This is a genomic window from Shewanella sp. SR44-4, from assembly GCF_014163715.1.
Taxonomy (GTDB): domain Bacteria; phylum Pseudomonadota; class Gammaproteobacteria; order Enterobacterales; family Shewanellaceae; genus Shewanella.
The window spans coordinates 1-18306 of sequence record NZ_JACJDU010000004.1 but is presented as its reverse complement, the minus strand read 5'-3'; the positions used below and the strand labels follow the sequence as shown (position 1 = coordinate 18306).

General features: G+C 44.1%; 14 protein-coding genes. 9 read left to right on the top strand and 5 right to left on the bottom strand.

Annotated elements, in window-relative coordinates; translation table 11 throughout:
- Positions 1-33: 33 nt before the first annotated feature.
- Entirely contained in the window at positions 34-3207 is a 3174-nt protein-coding gene (locus H5125_RS03145) for a TonB-dependent receptor (RefSeq protein WP_182743526.1), read from the bottom strand.
- Between the two features lie 286 nt (positions 3208-3493).
- Here H5125_RS03145 and H5125_RS03140 point away from each other — a divergent pair, with 286 nt between their 5' ends.
- The gene (locus H5125_RS03140) at positions 3494-4300 is read left to right on the top strand and encodes a S1/P1 nuclease (protein ID WP_182743525.1); all 807 of its coding nucleotides are present in this window, start codon (positions 3494-3496) and stop codon (positions 4298-4300) included.
- A 197-nt stretch (positions 4301-4497) separates the two neighbouring features.
- Here H5125_RS03140 and H5125_RS03135 read toward each other — a convergent pair whose 3' ends face one another.
- A complete protein-coding gene (locus tag H5125_RS03135) occupies positions 4498-6015 on the bottom strand; it encodes a permease (RefSeq protein WP_182743524.1) in 1518 nt (505 codons plus the stop codon).
- Positions 6016-6017: 2 nt separating this feature from the next.
- Positions 6018-6479 (bottom strand): Zn(2+)-responsive transcriptional regulator, encoded by a 462-nt coding sequence (zntR, locus tag H5125_RS03130; RefSeq protein ID WP_162022231.1) that lies wholly within the window; start codon positions 6477-6479, stop codon positions 6018-6020.
- Between the two features lie 307 nt (positions 6480-6786).
- On the opposite strand from zntR, the gene purH reads away from it, so the two are divergent.
- From purH to nhaC, 4 genes are all read left to right on the top strand, one after another.
- Positions 6787-8376 carry a bifunctional phosphoribosylaminoimidazolecarboxamide formyltransferase/IMP cyclohydrolase gene (gene purH, locus H5125_RS03125; RefSeq protein ID WP_182743523.1) on the top strand — a complete coding sequence of 530 codons (1590 nt, stop codon included), beginning with the start codon at positions 6787-6789 and terminating at the stop codon, positions 8374-8376.
- A 220-nt stretch (positions 8377-8596) separates the two neighbouring features.
- Positions 8597-9898, top strand: coding sequence for a phosphoribosylamine--glycine ligase (purD, locus tag H5125_RS03120; protein WP_182743522.1), 1302 nt, complete (start codon positions 8597-8599; stop codon positions 9896-9898).
- A gap of 256 nt (positions 9899-10154) precedes the next feature.
- Positions 10155-10373: a hypothetical protein gene (locus H5125_RS03115; protein WP_162022228.1), complete on the top strand. Its 219-nt coding sequence runs from the start codon at positions 10155-10157 to the stop codon at positions 10371-10373.
- A 359-nt stretch (positions 10374-10732) separates the two neighbouring features.
- Complete coding sequence (gene nhaC, locus H5125_RS03110) at positions 10733-12232, top strand: Na+/H+ antiporter NhaC (RefSeq protein ID WP_101086238.1); 1500 nt, start codon at positions 10733-10735, stop codon at positions 12230-12232.
- A gap of 34 nt (positions 12233-12266) precedes the next feature.
- On the opposite strand, the gene H5125_RS03105 is transcribed toward nhaC, so the two are convergent.
- Positions 12267-13607: an FAD-binding oxidoreductase gene (locus tag H5125_RS03105; protein WP_162022227.1), complete on the bottom strand. Its 1341-nt coding sequence runs from the start codon at positions 13605-13607 to the stop codon at positions 12267-12269.
- A 39-nt stretch (positions 13608-13646) separates the two neighbouring features.
- The gene (locus tag H5125_RS03100) at positions 13647-14198 is read right to left on the bottom strand and encodes a GNAT family N-acetyltransferase (RefSeq protein ID WP_162022226.1); all 552 of its coding nucleotides are present in this window, start codon (positions 14196-14198) and stop codon (positions 13647-13649) included.
- A gap of 182 nt (positions 14199-14380) precedes the next feature.
- Between H5125_RS03100 and H5125_RS03095 the strand changes: the two genes are divergently transcribed.
- The 4 genes from H5125_RS03095 to H5125_RS03080 all read left to right on the top strand — a co-directional run bounded on the left by H5125_RS03095 (position 14381) and on the right by H5125_RS03080 (position 18115).
- Positions 14381-15082, top strand: a complete 702-nt coding sequence (locus H5125_RS03095; RefSeq protein WP_162022225.1) for a spondin domain-containing protein — start codon at positions 14381-14383, stop codon at positions 15080-15082.
- 11 nt (positions 15083-15093) lie between these two features.
- Positions 15094-15813 carry a spondin domain-containing protein gene (locus tag H5125_RS03090; protein WP_162022224.1) on the top strand — a complete coding sequence of 240 codons (720 nt, stop codon included), beginning with the start codon at positions 15094-15096 and terminating at the stop codon, positions 15811-15813.
- A gap of 110 nt (positions 15814-15923) precedes the next feature.
- Positions 15924-16658, top strand: coding sequence for a response regulator transcription factor (locus H5125_RS03085; RefSeq protein WP_182743521.1), 735 nt, complete (start codon positions 15924-15926; stop codon positions 16656-16658).
- Positions 16658-18115, top strand: coding sequence for a HAMP domain-containing sensor histidine kinase (locus H5125_RS03080; RefSeq protein WP_182743520.1), 1458 nt, complete (start codon positions 16658-16660; stop codon positions 18113-18115). The genes H5125_RS03085 and H5125_RS03080 overlap by 1 nt, the downstream gene beginning before the upstream one ends.
- The last annotated feature ends 191 nt before the right edge of the window (positions 18116-18306 follow it).

Here is an 18306-nt window from a genome sequence, read left to right as displayed (position 1 = left end):
AGATACAGCACCAGCACTCTACTTAACAAAGTATTAGAACTTGTACTTCACGCCCACTTTAAGCTGCCAAGCTGATTTGTTGATGTCATAAGTATCGTAATTGTTAGTCTCAATACCATCTTGGCCAAATGGAACAGAATAAGTATAAACTCCCGTCGCCGCATTGTAGTCATGATCAACCAACTTAGCGCTGTTAAAGCTTTGGTATTCAACCACGCCCCAATCTTCATTAACTAGGTTAAGTACGTTTTTGATATCGAAGTATAAAATACCTTTATGCTCGTCAGTAAACCCTGGTAATTCTTGCGTAAAGCGGAAGTCTAGCTGATGTATCCATGGTTGGTTGTCGGTGCCTTTTGGTGCTATACCACCGGCATATTGGCCTAAACCTATTTCATCAATTGCCGCTTTAAACTCCTCATAAGTTAATCCACCAGCATACTCAACATTAGCATCATCAGCACCTGTTGGAATGTAAGGTAGATAATATGATGCGCCAGCAAACTTGCTTTGGTCACCTAAATTGCCATCACGATATGAACCTAGTGTCCACGTTAATGGGTTACCTTCACGCGCTTCGTAGAATAAGTTAAAGCTAGAGTTGTAGCCTGCAACAAACTCTACGTCATAACCCAAGCTAAAGGTGAAGCGATGCGGTGTTTCATAATAGCCAGTGCCCATAGTGGTGCCATTACGATCATATTGTACTGGGGTATATTGATAGTTAGACGTTGCAGTAGACGACGAGCCTTGGTTGCCTTCTTCAACTGAGTTATAAGCATAACCTGCACGCATGCTAAGGCCCATATCCCACTCTTTGGCAATCGACAAACTTAACGTCTTACTGGAGCCATCATCTTCAGCATTGGTTAACATGAGGTCATAACGCTCGGTATTACCACCAGCACCATTATTTGCTAATGGGTCCCAGGTTTCATAAACCACACGGCCAGTGGCATCGGTTTTCACTTGGCGACGGGCTAAATCAACCCATGCTAAGTCGTTTTCTTTTTGAATGTATAAAAATTCACCACCCACAAACCAATTATCACCTAAGGCACCTAAATCCCACGTACTGTCAAAACCAATACTTGCACGCCAGTCTGAAGGTAACTCAAAGTTAGGGTCGATGGCATTAACATTACCGTCGCCACCCACTAAACCCGCTTGAGCATCTGCTGGAACATTGCCAAAATCTGGAGTGCCCCATACTGGGTTCCAACCTTCGTTATAGCTTAATAAGCTGTTGCCATCATTTGAAAAGCTATTTGAAATCCAAACAGATGGTGAGCCACCACTGTAACGGCCTACACCACCGTATAAGGTCACATCATCACTTAATAGGTATTTAAGCCCTACACGAGGTAACCAAATATCTTGGCCATCTAAGGTTTCGTTGTTAGCAAACCCATATCGATTAACAAAGTTTTCATTAATGGCTGGAGTATCTGACATGCTATTGGTTTCATAACGCATACCGAACGTGAGCTCTAAATCGGCCGTAATATCCCATGAGTCTTCAACAAATAATGCCAAGGTGTCCATGTTAAAACTGGCACTCACATCATTTGGATTACCCGAAGCCGCATTTTGATAACGGAAACTATCGACGGCGCCTGCCGCTAAGTTATCAATAGAATCAAACTCCCAATTGCCCAACACATCTTGAGCAAATAAGTTGAATATTTCAACGCTATTGTACTGAGCACCAAAGCCAATATCGTGGTCGCCTAGGTAATAATCACCCACAAAACGTAGCTCAAGATTTTGGTTATTTAATTCATTTGCTTGGCGAGAACTGTCAGTGCCAAAAATGACTTTGTCACCTGACTTTTCGAAGGTTTGTACCGACACCATACCTATGCCTAAATCATCAATGGTTTTCGATTTAGTGGTGGTATCTTTGTAAGCGATTTTGATTTCAGTACTAAAATCGTCAGTCCAATCGCTGTATAAGTTGGCCGCGTAGGTTTCTAAAGTTTCTTCTTTGTCATACCAAGTGCTTGATAATTTTAATAACGAATCACCTGATGACATGTTGTTGGTTACATTACCTATGGTCGATTGATAAGTAAAACTGGCACGGTGTTGGTCGTTAATATTCCAATCCACTTTAGCTAAGATTTTTTCATCTTTTTCTTGTGGTGAGGTGGTGTAACCGCCAATGCTATCAAGACCATATATAGACTGAGCAATTTGTTCTATTCGAATTAGATCTTCTGAGGTCACATCTGACTCATTGGCAAAACCAGCGCCCTTTGGCCCCCACTCTGCCGACGTTGGTGCATCAAAGTTTTCATATGAGCCAAAGAAAAACAAAGTGTCTTTAATCAGAGGAAAACCAACCGTGCCGCCGAATGTGGTCTCTTCAAAATCTTGGGTTAAGGTGTCACCAGAGTCCTGGTCTTTACCATCACCCGCCATGCTGTCGTTGGTGGTTTCCCAAAAAACAGTCCCGGATAAATCATTGGTGCCCGACTTAGTTACTGCATTAATTTGTGCGCCGGTAAAACCACCACTACGAGCAGAGTAAGGCGATACGTTAAGCGCTACACTCTCCACTGCATCGATAGAAATAGGTGAACGCTGAGTTGGGTAGCCATTTGAATTAAGTCCAAAATCATCGTTTTGAGAAATACCGTCTACCACAAAAGTGTTAAAACGTGGGTTCATGCCCGCCACGCTCATTGAAATACCGTCGGTACCCACAACAGCCATTGGGTTTTGGCGCAACACATCTTTTAAATCACGGCTAATACCGGGTGCGTTAGCGATATCTTGCTCACCAAAGTCACTGTTACCGCCGGCGCTGCGATGAAAGCTTGTACTGCCAACGACACCAACACGCTCCATCGTAGAAGTGGCTTCTAGTGTGCGGTTAAAACGGAATGTTTCGCCTAATCCTAAGTAGACATTGTCTTCAACTGTGTCAGCAAACACATCAGAATCGACTTTAATAATGTAAGGACCACCGACACGTAAACCGCGGGCAGTAAATTGCCCATTAGCAGAAACAGGAACTTCGGTAACGGTACCGGTAGGCTGATGGATAATAGTAATTTTTGCATCAGTAACAGCATTACCAGCAGGACCTATAATCTGACCACGAATATCAGATGCGGTATCTGCCGCCATTGCAGGTAAAGCAATTCCCATAGCAAAACATGTCGCGAGCGCGAGACGACTGATTTTATGATTAAGCAACATTTCAAACCCCTGAATATTTTTATATTTTAATGTTTAGTTACCCGTTTATCGGGCTTAGTAAATCAATAGAGCAAAAACTTCAGGGCGAAGTCTAAGGACGATATGTTGCATTTTAATGTCATTTTTAAACGAAAAAATTAACCGCAAAACAACTTTGGAGTAACACATAAATGTCATATTGTTGCTATATAGTCGCGACTCAAGTCTGTGTCACGTAACAATAATTTCATACGCTGGCACATTAAAGACGCTGTTATTGCCTTAACAACAATGAATTGGAAGTTTTATGAAATCGTCTGTTTTACTGAATAACATGTTATTGCTAGTGGGCAGTGTATTGTTCACCTTAACGTTCAGCTTACCTGCCAAAGCATTTGGTCAATTAGGCCACAGAATTGTAGGCCAAATCGCGCAAGCCAATTTATCCCCGACAGCTCAACAGAAAATAAACCAACTGACAGGTGGCGAAAGCCTAGCGCAAATGTCAACTTGGGCAGATGAAATCCGCTCAGACAACGCTTGGGATCGCGCTGCACCATGGCATTACATTTCAATTGAAGACGATGAGTCGTGGAAAACGGTTAAGCGCAATGCTGATGGCGATATCATCGAAAGTTTGCAACGATTTGAAAAAATATTAGTAAACCCTAAAGTCAGCCAACAAGAGAAATGGCAAGCATTGGCATTTTACGTACATTTTGTCGGCGACATTCATCAACCACTACATGTGGGTCACAGCCATGATAAAGGTGGGAATACAATTAAACTCAAGTGGTTTGGTGAGCACACAAATTTGCATACTGTGTGGGACAGCAAACTAATTGAACAGCAGCAGTTAAGCTTTACAGAGTACAGTGATTTTTTAATGCGTATTAGCGAACAACAACGCAAAATGTGGAGTGGTCAAAGCTATTACCAATGGGCTGATGAGTCGAAAGTATTAAGGCAAAGGGCTTACCAGCTCGAACAGAATTATCAAGGTGAAGACGATTTACGTTTTAACTATGTATTTACCCATAAACCCATTATCGAGCAGCGATTGCAGCAAGCTGGCATTAGATTGGCTGAAAAACTCAACGCTATTTTTAACTAGCACTTTTCTGACTAGCGCTATTGCTTACCTGTACTCGTTTCGACTGACACTATATTGTGAATTAATAATGTTTTAGCCTAATAAAAAGCCAGTGATATTTATCACTGGCTTTTTTATGTGCTTAATTCGCGATGGTTAACACGCTTTAGTTAACACGCTTTAGTTAACTCGTTATGGTTAACATTTGGTTTAACTTATTACGAGCAACAACCTTTCTCTTTATTGCCTTTTGGGATCATGTCCCACAATACTTTGGCCATTAACACCGCTAGCACGATACCAGAAACCGCCACTACACCTTGAGGTAATAAGGCATGCTCTTCACCAATCTGCGGCATCACTTCAAAACCAAAGGTATCAACTAGATAATTGACCAATACACCAAATACTAACGCCACACCGATAACACCACCTAGATAGCCATATAATGCACGCTTACCTAGCTCTTTAGTTACCACACCTAAAGTTGCAATGTTGGTCGCAGGGCCTGCCATCATAAAGACTAGTACAGCACCTGGTGATACTCCAGCTAATAGCAATCCTGCAGCAATGGGGGTTGAAGCGGTGGCACAGATATACATTGGGATCGACACGAGGACCATCACTAACATCGCCAGAATGCCATCACCCCACTTAACCAAAAAGTCAGCCGGCACATAAGTCTGCACGATGGCGGCAAAAAATAACCCGACTAATAACCACAAGGTGGTGTCTTTGACTAAATCTGTGGCGGCGTAATGCAAACCCGATAACACACGGCTAAATACACTGTTGTGTTTCAACTCTGTTGCCATATCTTGAGTCGATGCGCAGCAACTGGCTTCATCACTACTTTCACTTGCTGCGTGGTTTACTGTCGTTGCTGTGCTGCAACAACTTGTCGATACCGCTTCGACCTTTGGCTCAGCTTTGCTACTGCAGCAACTTGATGTAACCGTTTTAGCTTTTGTCTCATCTTTTACATCGTCTTTTAATGTAGTACTGCAACACGCTGAGGATGTAGATTCAATTGGTTTATCTGCAGTTTTACTGCCACAACAACTCTGCTTTGCTTCTGTAGTATTAGTTGAAAATGTACGCGCTGGCGCCATCGGGCTTAATACAGACTCATGCTTAACGGGTTCCGATTTAATCGCAGTCATTTTTACGCTAGCATTTTGCATTGTACCAGCGGTTGTTTTACACGTTGGTCTCGCTTCAGAGCTGGCGTCTGAGCTAGCAGTTGATTTAGCTGCGCAGCATGATGATACCGGCTTGGCACTCGCTGATGAATCAGTGGCTGTTTTTACTTTAGTAGATGTTGAAGCAGGAATACCATCATCGTCATCACGGCCCACTAATAAACCCGCCACTATCGCACTGGTAATCGCCGCAATCGGGCGCACAATCGCCATAAAAGGCCCGAGTAAAACATAGGATACGGTAATTGAGTCAACGCCAGTTTCTGGGGTAGACACTAAAAAAGAGGTTGTCGCGGCTTTTGAGGCGCCAGCTCGACGCAAACCTACTGCTGCGGGGATAACGCCACACGAACACAAAGGTAAAGGCGCACCTAATAATGCCGCCTTCACCACCGTTTTCATTCCATGACCGCCGAGTTGCTTTTGCATCCATGCCATCGGCACAAATACTTTTAACAAACCGGCCAGCACTAAGCCCAGTAACAACCAAGGGGCAGACTCTAAAAATAAATGAAGGAAATTGGTCAATAACATACTTAATCCTTATGACCCAAATTAGCAAAATGATGATGTTCTTTTTTAGCAATAATATGCTTGTCTGACGACTCTAACGCTTCGAGTATCGAGCAATGCTCGGCGCTATCTGGGCCACCACAACAGGTATTTGATAAACTTTTTAGCGATGTCGCAAAATGTTGTAGCTCAGCTAATTTCGTTTCTACTTGCTCAAGCTTAGTATCGACTAAACCTTTAACATCGGCACAGGCTCGATTAGACTTATCAACCTCAATAGATAGCAAATCGGCGATATCCTTAAGTGAGAAACCCACCGCTTTGGCACGTAAAATAAATTTAAGTCGTTCGGAGTCGCTGTGGTTATACAACCGATATCCGGCATCAGATCGGCTTGATGGCGACAGCAAACCATGTTTTTCGTAAAATCGTAATGTGTCAGCTTTGATGTCATACAAGGCTGAAAGTTCGCCTATTCGATACATATGTTAATTCACCATCGTCATCTGAATTTTACCTGAGTATAAACCTTGGAGTTTAATCCAAGGTCAAGGGTTATTGGGTGATTATTTTTGCGTACCTTTGTTCTTATTTCAATATTGTGAAATCACACAGAAAAAACACCCAATAGAAGCGGTTTACGATAAAATACGCCCGCCTGATCACAACACAGTAAGCCTCGACGGTGTTAAGCAATCTAAAAAACACTATGAGGGACTTTGGTAAAGCAGACTTCAATTGACTCTGTTTTACTAAAGCTCCTTAAAATCAAACTAGCGGACCTGTACCTACATGAATAATGTCAGACCAATTCGTCGCGCGCTATTAAGCGTATCAGATAAAACTGGAATCCTTGAGTTTGCACAAGCGCTGCATGCACAAGGTGTTGAACTCTTGTCTACGGGCGGTACTGCAAAGTTACTTGCAGACAATAATATCCCGGTAATGGAAGTGTCTGACTACACGGGTCACCCAGAAATTATGGATGGTCGTGTTAAAACCCTGCACCCAAAAATTCACGGTGGCATTCTTGCTCGCCGCGGCATTGACGAAATCGTAATGGAACAAAACGCCATTAAGCCAATCGATTTGGTTGCGGTTAACTTGTATCCATTCGCTGAAACCGTTGCCAAACCAGGCTGCACCTTAGCGGATGCTGTTGAGAACATCGACATTGGCGGCCCAACAATGGTGCGTTCAACCGCTAAAAACCACAAAGACACTACGATTGTGGTTAATGCAAAAGATTACAGCCGCGTGATTGCAGAAATGCAAGCCAACAACGGCAGCACCACCTTAGAAACGCGTTTTGACTTAGCCATTGCAGCCTTTGAACATACCGCTGCTTATGACGGCATGATCGCCAACTACTTCGGTACTATGGTGCCTGCGCACAGTAACGACGAATGTCATGACGATTCAACGTTCCCACGTACTTTCAACAGTCAGTTTGTCAAAAAACAAGACTTACGTTACGGTGAAAACAGCCATCAAAAAGCGGCGTTTTATGTCGACACGCAAATTGATGAAGCGTCTGTTGCCAGCGCGATTCAACTACAAGGTAAGGCGTTGTCTTACAACAATATAGCCGACACAGATTCAGCACTTGAATGCGTTAAAGAATTTGAAGGCCCTGCCTGCGTTATCGTTAAGCACGCCAACCCTTGCGGTGTGGCATTAGGCGCTAACTTATTAGAAGCTTACGACCGCGCATTTAAAACCGACCCAACATCAGCGTTTGGGGGCATCATTGCCTTTAACCAAGAGTTAGATGCACAAACGGCGCAAGCCATTGTTGACCGCCAGTTTGTTGAAGTCATCATTGCCCCTAAAGTGAGCCAAGCCGCACGCGACATCATTGCCGCGAAAGCAAACGTGCGTTTACTAGAATGTGGTGAGTGGAATACAAAAACAACTTCACTTGATTACAAACGCGTTAATGGTGGCTTGTTAATACAAGATCGCGATCAAGGCATGGTGAACCTAGAAGACGTTAAAGTCGTGTCTAAGCGTCAACCAACGGCTGAACAGTTAAAAGACTTAATGTTCTGCTGGAAAGTGGCTAAGTTTGTTAAATCTAACGCCATTGTTTACGCCAAAGACGGCATGACTATCGGTGTCGGTGCAGGCCAAATGAGCCGCGTATATTCAGCTAAAATAGCGGGAATAAAAGCTGCCGATGAAGGCCTAGTGGTTGAAAATTCAGTCATGGCATCTGACGCTTTCTTCCCATTCCGTGATGGTATCGACGCCGCTGCAGCTGCAGGTATTAGCTGCATCATTCAACCGGGCGGTTCAATTCGCGATGAAGAAATCATCGCCGCAGCAGACGAGCACGGTATGGCAATGGTGTTTACTGGCATGCGTCACTTCCGCCACTAATAAACCCTAATATCAAATATGGGTATCGCTTATCAATCATGTTTTTTGCTAAATGCTTTTGCAAAAATAGATAACAAGCGATACTTTTTAAATTTTGTTTAAACGAATTAGAGCATAGCTATTTTTTCTAGTTCAATGAAAGCACGCGCAGCTTATAAGTATAAGTGAGCATGCTTGAAGCAGAAATAGAGAACATAGCGCAGCTATAAAAGGATTAAAGATGCAGGTACTTATAATTGGTGGTGGCGGTCGTGAACATGCTCTAGCTTGGAAAGCGGCTCAGTCTGCTCAAGTAACAAAAGTGTTTGTTGCACCCGGTAACGCTGGTACGTCTTTAGAACCTAAGTTAGAAAACGTTGCTATTGATGTCGAACAAATTGACGCACTTGTGGCCTTTGCCAAAGATAACGCCATAGCGATAACCATCGTCGGCCCAGAAGTGCCATTATCGTTAGGCGTAGTTGATGCCTTTAATGCAGCTGGTTTAGCCATTTTTGGCCCAACCAAAGGCGCGGCACAGCTTGAATCTTCAAAAGCTTTTACTAAAGACTTTTTAGCGCGCCACAACATTCCTACTGCTGACTACTCAAACTTCACTGAGATTGCACCGGCTAAAGCTTATGCGGCAATATTAACCGCTAAAACGGGTTTCCCTGTCGTGATTAAAGCCGACGGCTTAGCAGCGGGTAAAGGTGTCATCATCGCAGCGGATCAAGTAGAAGCGGATGCCACGATTGATGACATGCTAGCGGGCAATAAGTTTGGTGATGCTGGTTCTCGCGTGGTGATTGAAGAGTTTTTAAAAGGCGAAGAAGCCAGCTTTATCGTGATGGTAGACGGCAAAAATATTCTTGCTATGGCCACCAGCCAAGACCATAAAGCTCGTGACAATGCTGACCAAGGTCCTAACACCGGCGGAATGGGTGCATACTCACCAGCTCCTGTGGTAACACAAGCAGTACACGATTGGACTATCGCCAATGTTATTCGCCCAACGGTTGATGGTATGGCAGCTGAAGGTAATGTTTATACTGGATTTTTATACGCAGGCCTGATGATTTCACCAGACGGTAGCGCCAAAGTGCTTGAATACAACTGCCGTTTTGGTGATCCTGAAACCCAACCGATTATGATGCGCTTGCAGTCAGATATTGTTGAGCTTTGCTTAGCTGCGACTCGTGGTGAGTTAGATAAAGTCACTGCAGAATTTGATCCTCGTGCAGCTGTCGGAGTCGTCATGGCAGCTGGCGGTTATCCTGACGCGTACAACAAAGGCGACGTTATTGACGGCTTAACCCTTGGCGACACTAACGGTAAAGTGTTCCATGCGGGTACTAGCATGAAAGACGGCCATGTTGTCACTAACGGCGGCCGCGTATTGTGCGCCACCGCATTAGGCAACACAGTGACTGAAGCACAACAATCAGCTTATGCATTAGTAGATGCCATTCATTGGGATGACGTTTATTTCCGTACTGATATTGCTTATCGCGCTATTGCTCGTGAACAAGCTAAAAGCTAATAGTACATTGGGTTTAGTTCGTTGAAAAATCCCTGTGATGGCAACAACATCACAGGGGTTTTTTATATCCGCTTGTAATGCTGAAGATTAATTACTGTTTACATTATCCATAACCCGCAATTTTTATGATTTAGATCACAAAAACGACTCTGTTCAAGGCGCAAGCTAGTAACTGAAAGGGAGTGTGATTACCTTTGCTGTTATTCAAACTCCTGCACTTTAGCTAACGTACTCGTAATGATTATTGGAGGATTAAATGAGAGTTAATACCAGCGACCTAATTTATCAAGGTGAAAAATCAGGCGTGCATAATTGGAATACCTTCTCGGGCAACTCTTTCTATTGGCATCCAGATTGGTTACATATTGCAGAAGATATGACAGGCCATAAAGCCCTAGAAAAAATTGATATTGCTGAAGGTGAAGCCACTAAAACTGATGCCGAAAATGCCATCTTAAAACATTTAAATAAATAACTTGCTTAATATTGCCATTAATAGCCATAAACTGCGTATCTAAATCTATCAAATCTGCACGTTTTCATGAGGATACTTCTGGTCCCACCAGATATCCTCAGCGGCTATTTATTCACATTAACCGACCTATTTGACATATATAACCACGCAAAGTAATTAACCAAGCATACTACTCAAAAGCTGCAGCAATCTGCCCATCTATAAATTATTACTCAAGCCTAACAATGTTCGACTTAACAGGCATTTTTATGTCAGGATGTGCTTCTGTTACAAATAAGTTACTAACTTATTATAATAACACTTAGCCAACTCACACGAATGAGATATTGGTCAAAAATAATAACAACAAAGGAAGTAGTATGTCTCAATCGGCGTCGTTCAAACCGTCTTCATCGGAGCACAAGCAACCCAGCTTACTTGATGCACTAATCCCCGTTTTTGCCCTTATTCTTATGCTCGCGGCAGCGGTTTATCTGTTTTCATCGGATAGCTCATCAGGCGCCAATCAAATCGCATTAGTGTTAGCGGCATGTATTGCAATGATTATCGGTTATAAAAATGGCTATAGCTGGAATCAAATGGAACGCGGTATCGTCAAAAGTATTGGGGTTGCGACGGGCGCATTATTAATTTTATTTAGTGTGGGTTCACTGATTGGTACGTGGATTTTAGCCGGTACAGTGCCGACGATGATTTATTATGGTATGCAAATCCTTAACCCAGACTACTTTTATACTGCCTGCTGTTTGTTGTGTGCGGTGGTTGCACTGAGTATTGGTAGCTCGTGGACCGTTGCAGGCACCTTAGGTATTGCCTTAGTGGGTATTTCGTCAGCAATGGGGCTAGACGTTAACATTACTGCCGGCGCTATTATTAGTGGCGCGTATTTTGGCGACAAAATGTCACCAATGTCTGATACAACAAACCTTGCCCCTGCGGTTGCGGGTACTGATATTTTCAGCCATATCCGCCACATGACATGGACCACTGTACCCAGCATTATCATCGCCCTGATTGGTTTTACTTTTTTAGGCCTTACAGCAGATGCGGTGCCGATTGAAAATCAACTCGTAGATACTTTGGCTTTATTGGATAAGACCTACAGCCCAGGAATACATTTATTAATCCCGTTATTAGTGGTGTTGTATTTAGCTAACCGCAAAATGCCAGCGTTTCCAACGGTCATATTAGGTACGTTAGCTGGCGCGGTGTGCGCAGCATTATTTCAGTTTGATAACGTGATTGCCTTTGTACACGACGACACATTATTGCCAATGGTCGCGCTAGTGAAAGGTTTATGGATAGCCATGTTTGACGGCTATGTCGCCAACACAGGCGATGAAGTATTAGATAATTTATTAAGCCGTGGTGGCATGAGCAGCATGGTAACAACCGTTTGGCTTATTCTTTGTGCGATGGCATTTGGCGGCGTGATGGAAGTCACCGGATTATTAAACCGTATTTTAGAAAGTATTCTTACCGTCGTCACCGGCACGGCCAGCTTGATTATTACCACCCTGGGCGTGTGTATTGGCGCGAACATTATTACTGCCGATCAATACATTGCCATAGTACTGCCAGGCAGAATGTTAAAGGTGGAATACACCCGCCGTAAATTAGCAGCTGTTAATTTAAGCCGCGCGCTAGAAGACTCAGCAACCGTAACCAGTCCGTTAGTACCCTGGAATACCTGTGGTGCCTTTATGGCAAGTACACTTGGCGTAGCCACTATCGCTTACTTGCCCTACGCCTTCTTTAACTTAGTCTGTCCGTTTATTAGTGCATCTTATGCTTATTTCAATTTCAAAATTGAGCCATTAGACGAAACTAGGATCAGCACTGGCGAAGTCGTTGGTTAACTAAAAAGTCGTCTATTAACCTAGAAATGGGCGATTAACCAAAACGGTCTTTTAACCAACCATAATGATAATAACCCCATTGCCCAAGCCGTCTTGCTTGGGTGAAGGGGAATTTAGGCAAGGGTTGCTGATACAAAGGCAAATTGGGTAAGGTTTCACCGGCAATACTTTGTGCTAAGCGATACGCAGCTTGGCTACTAAAAGACACTCCAGCACCGCAATATCCTAAGCTGTAACCCACGCCACCTTTACTGTACACATGGGGCATGTCATCCATGGCAGCAGCAATCCACCCGGTCCAATTATAGGCCACGGCTTTATTGGTTAAGCTTGGAAAGCACTTATTGAGCGCCATTTTTAAACGCTCACCGTAAACAGGGTTTGCAGCATCTTTGCCCCACACCGCGCCGCGGCCACCAAACAATAAACGGTTGTCGGGTAATAAACGGTAATAGTATTTTAAAATACGGGTGTCCATGGTCACTTGATGAGTATGCAAACCTGCCTGTGCAAGCTCTTGAGCGGTAAGCGGCTCGGTGACAATCACATTGCTTAATATCGGCAAAAACTTATCGTCTATGCGCGGGTTAAACCGTTTAGGCGTATAAGCATTGCCCGCCATAATGACTTTATTGGCAATCAGCTCACCTTTATCGGTAATTAAACGATGTTTACCGCCCTCTTCAATCCACTCTAATACGCAAGATTGCTCAGAAATAGTCACGCCTTGGTTTTGTACCATCGACTTATAACCTAATAACAATTTAAGCGGATTAAGACCAAAACCGTCTTTTAAACGCAGCGCGCCAAAAGCTTGATGATGATCTAAATACTGGGATCTAAAATCTTGGCTTGAAATAAACTCGGCACCTGAGTCTTGGCTGTCGGCTAAATGTTGTTGAATATAATTAGCGGCATTTTGCAGCGAGACCAATGCTTTGGGATTATGGGCCACCTTTAAGTAGCCCGCTTCTTGCGGTTCACAGGCGATATTATGTTGTTTGATTAACCCATCGACTCTAGCCACCGCTTGGGTGAATTCATCGTATATGCCCTTGGTCGTTGCTAAGTCCCAACGCTTGGTCATGGCGGCATAACCTAATCGACCCGAGCCTTTTAATACAAAACCGGCATTACGGGCACTGGCACCAAAACCGACTTGGTTGGCCTCAAGCACATGGCACTCAATATTGAATTCGGTTGCCAAATAATACGCTGTTAATAAGCCTGTGTAGCCCCCCCCCACAATAGCCACATCGGTTTGTTGGCAGCCAGACAATGCTGCGGTTGGTGCGGGTAAGACTTGAGTGCTTGCCCAATAGCTAGGAGCAAACGTTTGATTATTAGGGTGCGAGTTAATCAGCGGATCGTACATATTAGTCTTCTTTTTTATTATTGATTTAGACAGTAGACATTAAAATAGCAGTAGCATTTCACAGGCTACGCAATGACAATCTTCACCGCATAATACACAGATATAATCATCACCCATATAACGTTGATGCCAGCGCTGCGGATGCTGTTTAATTAACTTACCACCTGCCTTAGTAAAATAACGCACTGCAGCATTATTAGGGCTTTGCTGCCATAAATGACTTACCCCCGCCTTAGCCCCTTGTGCCATTACTGCAGCCTTGGAGGCCGCTAATAGCTTGCCACCAAGCCCTTGTCCTCGGCCAGATTCAGCAATAGTGTTTGATTTGAAATAACACACATCGTTAAAATCAACGCCCCACTGATTAACCGTGCACCATTGATCTTGCGGCCATTGCCCCGCGGCATACGTTAACCGAAAGCCAATAAGTTGTTCATTTTCAAGCGCGACAAAATTGGCATTAATGCCATTTTTAATCCCTTTGTGATAAATCGCTGTGAGTTCTTCAATGTCCATATAACCACTGCCGTGGACTATTTCACCTAGGGTTATCACTGCATCAAAGTCAGCGGGAGTCAGTTGTCTAATCATTATTAACCTATTTTCTTCACACCTTAATTCAACTTGAGGTGAGCTCTTATTGTTGGTTTTAGCACACCATATCACACGTCATTATCGGTAAGTTAACGATGTTAATCTTTTGTGATAATTTGGCGATAAGTAGGTGAGATCCATTGTTCATACTGGTTGCAATTAAACAAAGGAGCTCGGTTATGAAACGTACACTAGTGACTGCAAGTCTTATGGCTGCTGGATTATTCAGCCTTCCAACTTTCGCTGCTGATATTGAAGTTAGCGTGACAAACTTAACTCACGGAAATCACTTCACCCCTATTTTGATCGCAGCCCACGACGCTGACAGCCACCTGTTTCAAGTCGGTACCGAAGCTTCTGCAGCGTTACAAAAAATGGCTGAAGGCGGTGACATTGCCGACTTAGATACAGCTGTAACCGGTAATGCAGGCGTAACATCAGCAAATCCGGCAATGGGTTTGCTTGCTGCGGGTGCCAATGTAAGTGGAGTAATGCTTGATACTGGCGACAACACCCATTTATCTATCGTAGCGATGGTGTTACCCACTAATGATGCCTTTATGGGCTTAGACGCTTGGGAAATCCCTACCGAAGCAGGCACGTATACTATGTACGTCAATGCATATGATGCAGGCACAGAAGCCAATGATGAAATCATTAATGGCGGCGGCATGTCTGGCGTACCGGGTATTCCGGCAGCACCTGGTGGTGACGGTGGAGCCAATGGCACAGGCGTGATGGACAATTCTGACAACAGCAATGTACATACTCACCCTGGTGTTTTAGGTGACATGGACCCTGCTGGTGGTATGAGTGACTTAGACAGTCGCGTACATCGCTGGTTGAACCCTGTAGCCAAAGTTGTGGTGACAGTAAAATAAGGAGGTAGCCCATGAAACGCACTGACTTTACACTTAAGCCCAGCTTAATCGCCATGCTGGCTGCTGCAACACTGCTTACTGCCTGTGGTGATGACGATGACGATACCGTTGTTGTTACCCCACCAGCTCCAGTGATGCAAACCTTCACGGTAACCGTGACTAACTTGACGGCTAACCAACCAATGTCGCCCGTTATCTTAGCCTCTCATGCTAGTGATGCCATGTTATGGAACGCCGGTGAAATGGCAAGCGAAGCACTCGAGAAAATGGCTGAAGGTGGTGATACTGCCGACATAGCAGCACTCAGCGTGATCAATAGCAGCGTTAACGGCACAGGCTTATTAATGCCTGGTATGTCAGAAACATTGACCTTGACCTTAGATGAAGCCGACGTAGCTAGCATTAGTTTGGCCACCATGTTGGTTAACACTAACGATGCCTTTACCGGTATTAACAGTTACACCATTGCCGGCATGGAAGTAGATGCAACAACCGCGATGAAGTTTATGGCTTATGATGCTGGCACTGAAGCCAACAGCGAAGCCAAAGGTACTATGCCAGGACCTGCTGATGGCGGCGAAGGTTTTAACGCTAGCCGTGATGATGTCGACTTTGTGCATATTCATCCTGGTGTTATTTCAATGTACGACGGCTTAGCCGATTCAGTATTGGGTGCGTCGCACCGTTTTGATAACCCGGTGTTAGCTGTCACTATTATGCGTACTGAATAATCTTAATCGGTCGTGTCGACTGAATGAATTTCAACCCGATTGAAATTTATTCTCCTCAAAGCGGGTCTAAGTATTAATGCAATTACTGGATTTGCTTTGAGGAAGTCACCATGAATGGAAACGCGAAACATAATGGCCATGTTTGTCCGCAACATATTTTGTTAGTAGAAGACGAACAAGACTTGGCTAAGTTAATCATACTTAACCTCAAAGCACTCAACTACAGCGTCGACCACGCCACCACCTTGAAGCAAGCCATGCACATAATCGAGCATAAAAAGCTCGACCTCATATTAATGGACCGCATGCTCCCCGATGGTGATGGCATTATATTGTGTGAGCAACTACGCCAAGACGGTAAGGAAGTCCCGTTGATGCTATTAACCGCCAAAGATTCAGAAGCAGATGTGGTACTAGGCCTTGAAGCTGGGGCAGATGATTACCTGGTCAAACCCTTTAGCGTATTAGAACTGCGCGCACGAGTAAAAGCACTATTAAGACGCGGCAAAGCCCAACATGAACAAACCCAACAAATTGAATTTAACAGCGTAACCATTAACTCCAGTACGCGTGAAGTTACCGCGTTTAATAAAGCGTTAACCCTCACCGCCCGCGAATTTGATTTACTGCTATTTTTAGCCAAACACCCGCAACAAGTCTTTAGCCGCATGCAACTGTTAGAAGCAGTATGGGGCTATAACTACGACGGCTATGAGCACACAGTAAACAGTCACATCAACCGTTTACGTAACAAGCTTTCTTTGTGCTCACCTGAACATGATCTTGTCAAAACAGTGTGGGGCGTAGGCTACAAATTTTCACCACCAGAGGTGCAAACCAACTAATGAATCGCTTATTTAATCGGTTGTTTTTAGCATCCACAATCATCGTGTTATTACTGTTTGTGGCGTTATGGCAATGGTTGCAACTTAACCATGAATTCAGCCGTAATCAAATTCAGCAATCACTGCACCTACAACTTGCTGAACACATGGCACATATCAACCCTTTGTTATCGCAAGGGATCACGTCAGACGCCGCGCTTAAAGAAGCCTTTCACGACTTTATGCTGTTAGGGCCAAGCTTTGAAATTTACACCTTAGATCCAGATGGCAAAGTGATTGCTTATGACGCCAAAGAAGAAAAAATTAAAACTCATCGAGTCGATACCACAATCATTCAGCAGTTTTTAAATGGCGACAACCTCCCAGTGCTTGGCACAGATCCGCGCAGCGAAGATACCCACAAGATTTTTTCCGCTAGTAAACTCATCACCGAAGATGGACTGCACAGTGGTTATTTGTATGTGATCATTGGCGGTGAAGATTACGACAGCTGGCAAGCACTGATTAACGCCGAAAACCAACCTAAAATCTGGGGCGCTACAATCGGTTTTTGGATTATTTTTGCTTTAGTGCTATTCGTGATTTTATTGCGCTATTTTACCCGCCCAATCCAAAAACTCGCGCAAGACTTAACCGAGCTTAAAAACACGCCGATGTCTGACGAACTGATGCTCCCCCAGCGCTATCGTGGCAGCTTAGAAATAAGCCAGCTCAGCCATCATATCAATCATTTATTGCAAGAAATCCAATTGCAACAACAGCAAGTTAAACGCCAACAACAGGCCAAACACGACTTTTTACTGCATTTGTCTCATGACTTAAAAACCCCGCTTACCGCATTGTTAGGTTACATCGATACTTGGTTAATATTACCCGAGCACGAACGGGACGAAGCGTTGATCCAATATGCTGCAAACTCAGGCCAAACCTTACAGCAGTTACTAGCACAGTTATTAGAATTGGCCGCCCTCGAAAATGGCCAAATCGATGCGCAACTGCAACAAGTCAACCTAAGCGAACTGCTTAGTGATATTGAACAAACCTTTACTCCTCGAGCAAAAAAGCTCGGGGTTCAATTAGATTTTGACATCAACCATGCCAGCCAAATCTATACCGACCCTGCACTAATGCGCCGCATACTCAACAACTTGGTCGATAACGCCCTGCGCTACACTCCCGCAGGTGGCAAGATACAAATCATCAATGCACAACACAATGGCCAACAATGGTTAACCGTGCGTGACACAGGTGCAGGCATGCACAAGCATGAAGTTGATGCCCTTAAACAATTGTCGATGACGACATTGTCGTTTGAAGCGAATCAAAGTCTGCCACAACTCGGCGTCGGACTCGCCATCGTCAGGCAGTTATTGGGCTTATTGAAATGCAGAATTGAAATAGACAGCCAACCAGGCGTAGGCAGCGAATTTAAGATAGAGCTTGTAACAAAAAGTTAGAGCTGAGAGTGCTGTGATTTAACAATTAGCCGCTTAATTTTGCGAGTGTCGCGCTTCGGAGTTGAATCAGGGCCACCGCATGAGTGCTTAACTTTTAACCTAAGCACCAAAACCAGCCTTTAATACCGCCTCAAGCATCGATGTATTCATCATGCATCGCTTTTGTTTTCCAACGATGCTTATCTTCGTCG